The organism is Ramlibacter sp., assembly GCF_028292805.1.
Taxonomy (GTDB): Bacteria; Pseudomonadota; Gammaproteobacteria; order Burkholderiales; family Burkholderiaceae_C; genus Ramlibacter.
In genome coordinates this window covers 1-10,943 of sequence record NZ_JAQGLS010000204.1, presented here as the reverse complement: position 1 = coordinate 10,943, position 10,943 = coordinate 1, and the positions used below count along the sequence as shown (strand labels likewise).

General features: G+C 69.0%; 14 protein-coding genes and 1 other RNA gene. 11 read left to right on the top strand and 4 right to left on the bottom strand.

The genetic code is table 11. The annotated features are described in order from the left end of the window. The 3 genes from ompA to gph all read left to right on the top strand — a co-directional run. The coding region (ompA, locus tag JWP65_RS12715) for an outer membrane protein OmpA (protein ID WP_299764246.1) at nt 1-368 on the top strand (368 nt) is incomplete at its 5' end. 165 nt (nt 369-533) lie between these two features. Beyond that, nucleotides 534-1,241, top strand: coding sequence for a bifunctional 2-polyprenyl-6-hydroxyphenol methylase/3-demethylubiquinol 3-O-methyltransferase UbiG (ubiG, locus tag JWP65_RS12710; RefSeq protein ID WP_299764244.1), 708 nt, complete (start codon nt 534-536; stop codon nt 1,239-1,241). Next, complete coding sequence (gene gph, locus JWP65_RS12705) at nt 1,241-1,906, top strand: phosphoglycolate phosphatase (protein ID WP_299764242.1); 666 nt, start codon at nt 1,241-1,243, stop codon at nt 1,904-1,906. The genes ubiG and gph overlap by 1 nt, the downstream gene beginning before the upstream one ends. 90 nt (nt 1,907-1,996) lie before the next feature. Here the strand turns inward: gph and JWP65_RS12700 are convergent, their stop codons facing one another. Beyond that, nucleotides 1,997-2,692, bottom strand: a complete 696-nt coding sequence (locus tag JWP65_RS12700) for a YdcF family protein (protein ID WP_299764240.1) — start codon at nt 2,690-2,692, stop codon at nt 1,997-1,999. 151 nt (nt 2,693-2,843) lie between these two features. Here JWP65_RS12700 and ssrA point away from each other — a divergent pair. Further along, nucleotides 2,844-3,217: a transfer-messenger RNA gene (gene ssrA / locus JWP65_RS12695) on the top strand. 79 nt (nt 3,218-3,296) lie between these two features. Here ssrA and JWP65_RS12690 read toward each other — a convergent pair. Beyond that, a complete protein-coding gene (locus JWP65_RS12690; protein ID WP_299764238.1) occupies nt 3,297-4,058 on the bottom strand; it encodes an IclR family transcriptional regulator in 762 nt (253 codons plus the stop codon). 106 nt (nt 4,059-4,164) lie between these two features. Here JWP65_RS12690 and JWP65_RS12685 point away from each other — a divergent pair, with 106 nt between their 5' ends. Genes JWP65_RS12685 through JWP65_RS12660 form a run of 6 tightly spaced genes read left to right on the top strand, consistent with a single transcriptional unit; the run spans nt 4,165 to nt 10,076 of the window. After that, complete coding sequence (locus JWP65_RS12685) at nt 4,165-4,677, top strand: VOC family protein (RefSeq protein ID WP_299764236.1); 513 nt, start codon at nt 4,165-4,167, stop codon at nt 4,675-4,677. A gap of 12 nt (nt 4,678-4,689) precedes the next feature. After that, a complete protein-coding gene (locus JWP65_RS12680) occupies nt 4,690-6,408 on the top strand; it encodes an FAD-dependent monooxygenase (RefSeq protein WP_299764234.1) in 1,719 nt (572 codons plus the stop codon). Between the two features lie 16 nt (nt 6,409-6,424). Continuing rightward, nucleotides 6,425-6,637: a DUF2783 domain-containing protein gene (locus tag JWP65_RS12675; RefSeq protein WP_299764232.1), complete on the top strand. Its 213-nt coding sequence runs from the start codon at nt 6,425-6,427 to the stop codon at nt 6,635-6,637. A gap of 16 nt (nt 6,638-6,653) precedes the next feature. Next, nucleotides 6,654-7,817 (top strand): alpha/beta hydrolase, encoded by a 1,164-nt coding sequence (locus JWP65_RS12670; RefSeq protein ID WP_299764230.1) that lies wholly within the window; start codon nt 6,654-6,656, stop codon nt 7,815-7,817. Between the two features lie 49 nt (nt 7,818-7,866). After that, nucleotides 7,867-8,850: a tripartite tricarboxylate transporter substrate binding protein gene (locus tag JWP65_RS12665; RefSeq protein ID WP_299764228.1), complete on the top strand. Its 984-nt coding sequence runs from the start codon at nt 7,867-7,869 to the stop codon at nt 8,848-8,850. Next, nucleotides 8,850-10,076: a CaiB/BaiF CoA-transferase family protein gene (locus JWP65_RS12660; protein ID WP_299764226.1), complete on the top strand. Its 1,227-nt coding sequence runs from the start codon at nt 8,850-8,852 to the stop codon at nt 10,074-10,076. Before JWP65_RS12665 ends, JWP65_RS12660 begins: the two co-directional genes overlap by 1 nt. On the opposite strand, the gene JWP65_RS12655 is transcribed toward JWP65_RS12660, so the two are convergent. Beyond that, nucleotides 10,066-10,491: an FAD-dependent monooxygenase gene (locus JWP65_RS12655; RefSeq protein ID WP_299764248.1), complete on the bottom strand. Its 426-nt coding sequence runs from the start codon at nt 10,489-10,491 to the stop codon at nt 10,066-10,068. The genes JWP65_RS12660 and JWP65_RS12655 overlap by 11 nt on opposite strands. On the opposite strand from JWP65_RS12655, the gene JWP65_RS12650 reads away from it, so the two are divergent. Then, a complete protein-coding gene (locus tag JWP65_RS12650; RefSeq protein WP_299764224.1) occupies nt 10,471-10,605 on the top strand; it encodes a hypothetical protein in 135 nt (44 codons plus the stop codon). The genes JWP65_RS12655 and JWP65_RS12650 overlap by 21 nt on opposite strands. Nucleotides 10,606-10,614: 9 nt before the next feature. Here the strand turns inward: JWP65_RS12650 and JWP65_RS12645 are convergent. Next, nucleotides 10,615-10,943 (bottom strand): universal stress protein (locus tag JWP65_RS12645; protein WP_299764222.1); only part of this gene is annotated, 329 nt, incomplete at its 5' end.

Below are 10,943 nucleotides of genomic sequence, written 5' to 3'. Positions count from 1 at the left end.
CGCCGGCCGCCACCAAGGTGACGTACGCCGCCGACGAGTTCTTCGATTTCGACAAGTCCGTCCTCAAGCCGGTAGGCCGCGCGAAGCTGGATGACCTCGTCAGCAAGATCCAGGGCATCAACCTGGAAGTGATCATCGCCGTCGGCCATACCGACAGCGTGGGCACCGACGCGTACAACCAGCGCCTGTCCGTGCGCCGCTCCGAGTCCGTGAAGGCCTACCTGGTCTCCAAGGGCATCGAGCGCAACCGCGTGTACACCGAAGGCAAGGGCGAGAAGCAGCCTGTGGCCGACAACCGCACCTCCGAAGGCCGCGCCAAGAACCGTCGCGTGGAAATCGAAGTGGTCGGCACCCGCGCCAATCGCTGATCAGCTGAATGAAGGCTCCGCGCAGGCGGGGCCTTTTGCAAAAGCTGAAAAAGGCCCCGCTCCGCGGGGCCTTTTTCATTCTGTGACCGGCTGAGTCACCGACAATGGTTCCGGTAGAGCGTGCAGCTTCGCAGCGCACCTTCAGCCCTGACCCTGACCCTGACCATGACAGAAACACCTAACGTCGACCCGGCGGAAATCGCCAAGTTCTCCGAGCTGGCGCATCGCTGGTGGGATCCCGACAGCGAGTTCGCGCCGCTGCACCACATCAATCCGCTGCGCCTGAACTGGATCGATGCCCTGGCCTCGTTGGCCGGCAAGCGGGTGGTGGACATCGGCTGCGGCGGCGGCATCCTGGCCGACTCGATGGCGCGCAGGGGTGCCGACGTGCTGGGCGCCGACCTTTCCAGCAAGGCGCTGCGGGTGGCGCAACTGCACGCGCTGGAAGCCGGCACCACCAACGTGGAGTACCGCGAAGTCAGCGCCGAGGCGCTGGCGGCGCAGCAGCCGGGCAGCTTCGACGTGGTGACGTGCATGGAGATGCTGGAGCACGTGCCCGACCAGGCCTCCGTTGTTCGCGCCTGCGCCACCCTGGTCAAGCCAGGCGGCTGGGTCTTCTTCTCCACGATCAACCGCAACCCCAAGTCGTTTCTGTTCGCCATCGTCGGCGCCGAGTACGTGCTGAACCTGCTGCCGCGTGGCACCCACGAATACCTGAAGTTCATCAAGCCCAGCGAGCTGGCCGGCTGGTGCCGGCTGGCGGGGCTGCAGCTGGAGCAGACCCGCGGCATGGAATACAACCCCCTCACCCGGCGCTACTGGATGTCAGCCGACACCAGCGTCAATTACCTGGCTGCCGCGCGCAGAAGCTGATGTTTGCGCAAGTGAAAGCCGTGCTGTTCGATCTGGACGGCACCCTCATCGACAGCGCCCCCGACCTGGGTGCTGCCGCCGACAAGATGCGCACCGATCGTGGGCTGCCCAGCCTGGCCTACGAGCTGTACCGCCCGATGGCGGGCGCCGGCGCCCGCGGCATGCTGGGCGTGGCCTTCGGCATGGCGCCGGAGCACCCGGATTTCCCTGCCATGCGCGAGGAGTTCTTTCGCAACTACGAAAACTGCATGACCCAGCGCACCTACGTCTTCGACGGGGTGGCCCAGCTGATCCAGTCGCTGGTGCAGAACGACGTGGCCTGGGGTGTGGTGACGAACAAGTCCATGCGATTCACGGCGCCGCTGACCCGCGGAATGCCGCTGTTTGCTTCGGCGCGGGCCGTCGTCGGGGGCGACTCCACGCCGCACGCCAAGCCGCATCCGGCGCCGTTGCTGGAGGCCGCCCGGCAGGTGGGCGTGCGGCCGATCGATTGCATCTACGTGGGCGACGACGTGCGCGACGTGCAGGCGGGCAAGGCGGCCGGGATGCCGACGGTGGCGGCCACCTATGGCTACATGGGATCGACCGACGTCAGCCAGTGGGGCGCCGACACCAGGATCGACACGCCGCTGGCGCTGCTGGGCTTGCTGAACTTCAGGGCTTAGCTGCCTTCATTCGCGCGGTCGTTCGCTTGCCGAAGGCAGGCGTCATCTCCGCACGCGCCGGCTATTGGCCGCATGCTGTGCGGCGATCGATCACCCTGGTGCCACCTCTCCAGTGTGTGCACCAGCCGCGCAACCCGGCGCACCATGCTGCACGCGTCGAACCACCAGGACCGCAGCGCCACCAAGCTCCATCAGAGGTGGCTTTGCCGCCTCGAGCCCGTCCCGACTCGGCAGGAAGGCTTGCCAACCCAGTGCCTGGCTCGGCAGCGACGGTTGCTGCGCCGGTGCCGGGGTGATGTCGAAACCCGCCATGCTGAAAGCCGCACGCGCGCGCAGCATGTGCCGCAGGTCCGTGACCAGCAGGACGCGCCGGATGCCGCGGCGACCCCACAGGCACCAGGAGAAGGCGGCGTTTTCCTCGGTGTTCACCGACTCGGTCTCGAGTCCGCGCGCATCGATGCCGTACTCCTTGCGCAGGATGTCCTGCATTTTCTCGGACTCGGCTCGAAAACCGCTGTCGCCGGTTCCCTTGCCGGTGATGAGGATCGGCAGGCCGGTGGCCAGGTGGATCCTGGCGGCGTCATGGACGCGCGCCGTTCGACCGCCGAGGAGGACAATGGCCTGCACTTGATCCGCCCCCCGGGCGCTTCCAGCCCGCCCGCCGGCTTCGACGAGCGCCTGAAGAAAGCGGGCGCCTGCCGCAGAGGTGAACAAGACTGCAGTCGAGGCCGCGGCAACGGCAGTGAGAACGAGCAGCAGCAGGGCAATGCGGTAGACAGGCTTCAATGGTCAGGGATGAGGGGCGTTGCCGGCACTATAGAGACCAAGCGGCCGACGGTCGAGGCACAGGATCCTGGAAAGGCTGCCGAGCAGCGCGGCGCGGGGCTTTGTAAGGCCCCCCTTGAAAAACGCCAGGGTGGCGTAAGATAGCTGTTCTGGGGCTGCACCGGTTTCGACGTGGGTTCGGACACGCAGCAGGGCATGTCGAGGATCAGTCACCTCGTAAATCCATCTGAAACAAACCAACTGCGAACGACGAACGTTTCGCCCTCGCCGCTTAATCGCGTGTGAGCCTTGCAACAGTCGGCCGATGGGCTGGGCAAAAGGCGCAAGCCTCTAGCTGCAAGGTTATTTTCATTGGCTGGTCCTGGACCGGGTACCTTGGTCCGGGACGAGAAAATAGGGTACTGGCTGGCCTGGTAGCGTGCGACTGCGCGATCAGGTTGGCGAGATCCAAATCAGACCGCTACACATGTAGAACTGTTCGTTGAAGGCTTGCGGACGCGGGTTCAATTCCCGCCAGCTCCACCACCCTGCCGAAAGGCCGCTCACCGCAATCCGGTGAGCGGCCTTTTTCTTTGCGGAGTGAAATCGCCGTGGCTTGCCAGCCTCAGGCGTCGGCTTGCTCGGCCAGCAGGTGCAGCCTCTGCGCGAGCTCTCGCGTCTGCCCTCTGAGCACCGTGGCGAGCCCCTCGCAGTTCATCAACGCCAGCCGGTCCACCGAGAACACCAGCGCGATCACGCCCACCGGGCCCAGGCGCGGGACCACGATGGGCGCCGCGATGCCCACGGTGCCCTGGTCGATTTCCTGGTCCGACATGTAGCTGCCCGCGCCGCGGATGGCGGCGAAGTAGGCCTGGAACCGCGGCCAGTCGCTGCCGATGCGCAGCACGTCGGGATCGGCGCGGTGCCGCTCGTACAGCTTCTTCAGCCGCGCCGGCGGCAGGAAGGCCAGCATCGCCTTGGAGGCCGATCCGCGGAACAGCGGCAGCGGCATGCCGCGGCCGAAGAACTGCAGCGACGCATCGTCGTAGCCCGCCTCGTGGTGGACGTGCACGATGTCGTCGTTGTACATGCGGCACAGGATGGCGCCGCACGCCGTTTCCGCGCACAGCTCGCGCATCACGCCCTGGGCCTGCTGCAGCACCGGGTCGGAGGTGCGGATGCGGTAGTCCAGCGTGATGATGCGGGCCCCCAGCGAATAGCGGCCCGAGTAGTTGGCCAGGAAGCCGGCGGTGCTCAGCTCGCGCATGTAGCGAAAGGCCGTGGGACGCGAGACCTGCAACAGCGCCGCCACCTCCTGCGCCGTCAGCAGGCTCACGTGCTCCGAGTAGAGATCCAGCACATCGATCATCCGGGCGAACTTGGTCATTGCCGCGAATTTAGCCGGATCAGGCGGCGGTTGCGGACATCGGCCCAAAAAGACGGTGCAAAGTCTCAGCTATTGACACTTTTCTGGAGTCGCCGCAGAATTCCTCATGTCCACGTCCTTCGAGCCCATCCAGCGCCTCCATCACTTTGCCTGGCGCTGCCGGGACGCCGGTGAAACCCGGGCCTTCTACGAAGACTTGCTGGGGCTGCCGCTGACGCACATCATCCGCGCCGACACGGTGCCGAGCACCGGCGAGCACTGCCCCTACGTGCACCTGTTCTTCAGCCTGGAGGACGGCTCTTCGGTGGCCTTCTTCGACCTGGGTGACGGCCAAGTGGCCGAGCCTTCGCCCAACACGCCGGCCTGGGTCAACCATCTGGCGCTGCGGGTCGGCTCGCTCGAAGCGCTCGAGCGCGCCAAGAGGCGGCTGCAGGAGGCTGGCGTGCAGGTGCTCGGCGTCACTGACCACGGGTTCGTGCGGTCGATCTACTTCTTCGACCCCAACGGCATCCGGCTGGAGCTCACGGTGGACATGACCGACGGAGCCGTCTCACAAGCTGATCGTTTGCAGGCTCGCGCGACCCTGGATGCCTGGCTGGTCGAAAAAGCGGCGCGCTGAGAAGCCACCACCATGCACCAGCCGACCCTGCAACCGCACCGCTCCAGCTACTTCGATTACGAAGTCCAGCCCTTCCTGCCGCCGCCCGAAATGGCGGCGCCGCAGCGCGCCCCGCATCCGGTGGTGATCGTCGGCGCCGGCCCGGTCGGGCTGGTGCTGGCGATCCAGCTGGCCGGCCACGGGGTCAAGGCGATCCTGGTGGAGTCGGAGGCGCAGGTCAGCGGCGGCAGCCGCGCCCTGGCGCTGACGCGCCGCTCGATGGAAATCATCGAGCAGTGCGGGGTGGCGCCGGCGTTCCTGCGCGACGCCATCGTTTGGGACCAGGGCCGCAGCTACTACATGGACCGGGTGGTGCACCGCCTGGAGATTCCGTCCAGCCCGGACGACAAGTTCGCGCCCATGACCAACCTGGCGCAGTGCGCCATGGAGCAGATCCTGGTGGACCGCGCGCGCGAACTCGGCGTCGACGTGCGGTTCCAGACCCGCGTGCAGGACATGCAAGTGCACCGGGACGGCGTGGCGCTCACGCTCGACACGCCGGCTGGCGAGTACACGCTGCAGGCCGACTGGGTCGCCGGCTGCGACGGCGCGCGCTCCTCCGTGCGGCGGCTGCAAGGCCTGCGCTTCGAGGGCCAGTCGTACGAGAGCCGCTTCGTCATCGCCGACTTCAACATCGCGCTGGACGAGCCGCCCGGGCGCCGCTGCTACTTCGAGCCGCCGTGGATGCCCGGCCACACCGTGCTGGTGCACAAGGCGCCCAAGGGTGTCTGGCGGCTGGACTACCAAGTGCCCGCCGACGTCTCCGATGAAGAGGCGCTGGACCCGCGGCGCATCGCCTCGCACATCCAGGCCCACCTCGACTACGTCGGTGTCGACCTGCCGTGGACCATCGAGTGGACCACGCTGTACAAGCCGAACACCTTGACGCTGGCCAGCTACAACCACGGGCGGGTGCTGTACTGCGGCGACGCCGCTCACCTGCTGCCGGTGTTCGGCGTGCGCGGCATGAACACCGGGGTGCAGGACTCCGTCAACCTGGCCTGGAAGCTGGCAGCCGTGGTGGCGGGCCGCGGGCCGGCCGTGCTGCTGGACACCTACACCAGCGAACGGGTGGCCGATGCGCGCCAGATCTGCCTGGAGGCCGGCCGCAGCACCCGCATGGTGGCGCCGCCCACGCGGGGTTTCCGCGTGATGCAGCAAGCCGTGCTGGCCCTGTGCCTGGAGCACGAGTTCCCCCGCGGCCTGCTGCACTGGCGCACCTCGCGGCCGATCGACTACGCCGACAGCCCGCTGACCTGGACCGACGCGACCGAGGCGCAGTTCGCCAACGGACCGGCGCCCGGGGCTCCGGCCCGCAACGCGATGGTGGACATCGACGGCCGCGCCGGCTACCTGCTGGACGCCTTCGATGCCGCCTTCCATGTGCTGGTGTTCGGCAGCGACGAGGGAGCGTGGGCGCGGGCCCGCGCCGACGTGCTGGCAGCGCGGGCCGACGGGCAGCGCGTGCGGCTGGTGGCCGTGCGCACCGACGGCACCCGCCCCGACGGCGCCGACGCAGTCCTGCACGACCCGACGGGCCATGCCACTGCGCTGTGGGGTGCGCAGGACGGGGCGGTCTACCTGCTGCGTCCCGACCAGCACGTCGCCGCCCGCTGGAAGGGCGGCAGCGGCGCCCGCGTGCGCCACGTCCTGGACCGCGCCCTCGGGCGGGCCGAGGCGGCCGTCGCCTGACCGAAAGATGAACGACATGAGCACCTTGACCTTCGAGCAGCTCGAGACGCTGTACGACGAACTGGCCGCGGCCATCGACCAGGCCGGCCCGGCGCAGGAATCGGTCTTTCTGGCCAAGCTGGTGCTGGCGATGGCGCACGAATTCGGCCACGCCGACCGTATCTCGGCGCTGCTGCGGGAGTGCCTGGCGCCGCCGGCGCCGCCAGCCGAGCCGCAGCGGTTGATCTGAAAGCAGGGCAACCAGAATGAACCACGCCATCCGCCACGAATGGGTCCACGTCAGCTACGCCGAGACCAGCAAGATCAGCGAGACCTATGGCTTCGTCGGCAGCCAAGGCAGCGTCAACCTCGAAGGCCTGCTGCTGCGGCCGCAGCAAGGCGCGGGCGACACCGTGTTCCTGATGATGCATCCGGCCTCCACGCTGCAGCTGCTGCCGTTGCCCGCGGCGATGGCGCAGGCGGGCCACGCCGTGCTGTGCATGGGCAGCCGCTATGCCAAGAACGACACCGCACTGATCTACGAGAAGGTGGCGCTCGACCTGAACGCCTGCATCCGCCACGCCAAGGAGCGACTCGGGTTCCGCAACGTGGTCCTGCTCGGCTGGTCCGGCGGCGGCTCGCTGGCGCTGTTCTACCAGTCGCAGGCGCAGCGTCCGACCATCACCGCAACACCGGCCGGCGACCCGGTCGACCTCAAAGCCGCCGAGCTGTGGCCCGCCGACGGCATGGTGCTGGAGGCGGCGCACCGCTCGCGAGCCCGCTGCCTGGCCGACTGGATCGATCCGTCGGTGCTGGACGAGAACGACCCGGACCGCCGGCTGCCGGAGTTCGACCTGTACGCACCGGAGCTGGCCGTGCAGCCGCCGTATCCGCGCGACTGGCTGACCGCCTACCGCGCCGCCCAGGTCGCACGCGTCGCGCGCATCACGGCGCGGGTGCAGGAAACGCTGGAGATGCTGCGCAAGCGCGGCACCGCGGAACTGGAGCGCGGCTTCATCACCCACCGCACGATGGCCGAGCCGCGTTTCCTGGACGCCACATTGCAGCCCAACGACCGCCCGATCGGCCACTGCTACCTGGGCGTGCCGGAAACGGTGAACAGCGGCCCGGTCGGCCTGGCGCGTTTTTCAATGCTGCGCTCCTGGCTGTCGCAATGGTCGCTGGAGCATTCGCGCGCCGACGGCGAGACCTGCGCCCGCGACGTCACGGTGCCGCTGCTGGCGATCGAACACACGGCCGACGACGCCGTGCCGCAGCCGGACATGGGCCTCATGCATGCCGCCTGCGCCAGCGCCGACAAGCAGTTCGAGCGCATCCAGGGCGCCAACCACTACTTCAAGGGCCAGCCCGAACACCTGCAACAGGCCATCACGCTGATCGGCGACTGGGCCGGCCGCCGCGGCTGGTGAACGCGTCACCGCTCGCCTTTCCACACCCGAGACCACCAGGAGACATCCCATGACCCCGTCCATCACCAGCGGCCTGCGCCGCCGCCAGCTGCTGGCCGCGGCCGGCGCCACGCTGGCGCTGCCCGCCTTTGCCCAGTCCGGCTATCCGAACAAGCAGCTGCGCTGGATCGTGCCCTACACGGCGGGTGGCGCCACCGACCTGGTCGCCCGCACGATCGGCGAGGTGCTGGGCAATGCGCTCGGCCAGCGCGTGATGGTGGACAACCGTCCGGGTGCCGGGGGAACGGTGGGCGCGCAAATGCTCGCCGCCGCCCCCGCCGACGGCTACACGCTGGGCACCGCCGACAACGGCACGCTGTTCAACAACTGGCACCTGTTCCCCAAGCTGCCTTACACGCCCGAGAGCTTCCAGTACGTGGCCATGACTGGCCGCTTCCCGCTGGTGCTGGCGGTCAACGGCCAGGTTCCCGCCAAGACGATGACCGAGTGGCAGCAGTGGGCCAGGCGGAGCAAGGACGTCAGCTACGGCACGCCCGGCGTCGGCTCGCCGCACCACATCGCCATGGCGCTGCTGGAAGACCGCCTGGGCCTGCACATGCAGCACGTGCCGTACAAGGGCGATGCCGCGGCCGTGGTCGACCTGATTGGCGGCCAGATCCCGACCATGATGATGGGCGTGGCGACCGCCCGCCAATACCTCAAGGACGAACGCGTCCGCTTCATCGGCATCACCTGGGACGCGCGCCTGTCCAGCATGCCCGGCGTGCCGACGTTCGATGAAGCGGGGGTGCGCAACTTCGAAGCCTACGCCGAGCAAGGCATCCTGATGCCGGCCGGCACGCCGCGCGACATCGTGCTGCGCATCAACAAGGAGGTGGAGAAGGCGCTGGCCACCCCCGCCGTGCGCGAGAAGCTCGAGGGCCTGGGCATGTACCCGGTGACCAAGAGCCCGGAAGACTTCCGCGCCTATGTCGCCCGGCAGGCCGCGACGGCCGGCGAAGTGATCAAGCGCAAGGGCATCACCATCGGCTGATGGCTGCAGCGGACATGGACTCCACCACCGAACGCACCGGGCCGCTGCGCGGCCTGCGCGTGATCGAGCTGGGCAGCCTGATCGCCGGCCCCTTTGCCGGCAAGACGCTGGCCGACTTCGGCGCGCAGGTCGTCAAGATCGAGCCGCCCGGCACCGGCGATCCGCTGCGGCAATGGCGCACGCCGCAGGGCCTGACCTCCGTCTGGTGGCACGTGCAGTCGCGCGGCAAGCAGTCGGTGGCCATCGACCTGCGGCAGCCGCAAGGCCAGGCGCTGGTGCGCCGGCTGGCCGCGGAAGCGGACGTGGTGATCGAGAACTTCCGCCCCGGCACGCTGGAGGCCTGGGGCCTCGACCACGCCACGCTGGCCCAGGACAATCCCGGCCTGATCATGCTGCGCATCTCGGGCTACGGCCAGACCGGGCCGCTGCGCGACCTGCCCGGTTTTGGCGTGATCGCCGAGGCCATGGGCGGCCTGCGCCACATCACCGGCATGCCTGGCCAGCCGCCGGTGCGGCCCGCCATCAGCATCGGCGATTCGCTGTCGGCGCTGCACGGCGTGATTGGCGTGCTGCTGGCGCTGCACGAGCGCGTCGCGCACGGCGGCCGCGGCCAGGTGGTCGACGTCGCGCTGTACGAGGCGGTCTTCAACATGATGGAGGGCGCGCTGCCGGAGTACGACCGCCACGGGATGGTGCGCGAGCCGGCCGGCAGCGCCTTGCCGGGCGTGGCGCCAACCAATGCCTATCCGTGCGTGGACGGCCGCTTCGTGCTGATCGCCGGCAACGGCGACAGCATCTTCAAGCGGCTGATGCGGCTGGTGGGACGCGCCGACCTGGCCGACGATCCGGCGCTGGAGCGCAATCCGGGCCGCGTGCAGCAGATGGACACCATCGACCGCGCCATCGCCGACTGGACCCGGCAACGCACGCTGGAGCAATGCCTGGCGCAGCTGGCCCAGGTGCGGGTGCCGGCCGGCAAGGTCTACACGGTGCCGGACATGGCGGCCGATCCGCACTACCTGGCGCGCGGCATGGTGCAGGAGGTGGCGCTCGACGACGGCTCGACGCTCAAGGTGCCGGGCGTGGTGCCCAAGCTGAGCGTTACACCTGGCAGCGTTCAGGGCGGCGGCCCCGCGCTGGGCCAGCACACCGATGCGGTGCTGCGCGCCAGCGGCCTGCCGGCCGGCGAGCTGGCGGCGCTGCGCGCCAGCGGCGTCATCGCCTGAACTGTTGCATGAGCGCATTCCAGGCAAGCGCCAACGCCGCCCGGTGGCGGCAGACCTCGTACACATAGCCGCAGCACCGGCTGCATGAGATCCGGCCGCTGGCCGGGTGGCTGGGCCGGTACAGGCCCGCACCCGATGCGGGCGTCGGAGATGCGAACTGCAGCCCTTGCGCCTTCAGCCACGCGCCGCCGCTTCGGCGGCATCGGTGACTGGATGATCCGGCCCATCTCGACTGCCAGCACCACGAACTCGCGCGCATGCGGCATGCGCTCGGGGGGATAGCTGGCCAGCAGGCCTGGCGCTGCCGCCGGCGGCGCCAGGCCTGCTTCCACGCCAGCTTCATCGCGTCGCGGATGCCGGCGCACAGGCCTTGGCCCAACAAGGGCGGCGTCTGGTGCGCCGCGTCACCGGCGATCAGCAGCCGGCCGCGCTGCCGGTGGCCGCGGACACGCGGGCAGCGCTGGTCGAGTTGGGCTACGAAGGGAACGACCTCGCCGGGCTGCCGGAGAAGGTCGCGCAGCAGGTCTGAGCGGATGTCTCAGCGCAGCACCAGCACCGGCACGTCGCCGTGCGTCAGCACATGCTGGGTCTCGCTGCCCAGCAGCAGTCGCTTGAGGCCCTTGCGGCCGTGCGAGGCCATGACGATCAGGTCGCAGCGGTGCTTGCGGGCGGCGGCCATGATGGCCTCGGCCACCAGGTCCGAGCGCACGGTCACCGCCTTGGCCTTGACGCCAGCGCCGTCGGCCGCCAGTTCGACCGCGCCGGCCAGCGCCAGGCCTTGCTCGGCCCACTGCTTTTCGATGCGGGCCACGTCCTGCACCGAGACCGACATGCCGCCCTCGAAGTAGGACATCGGGTAGCGCGGCA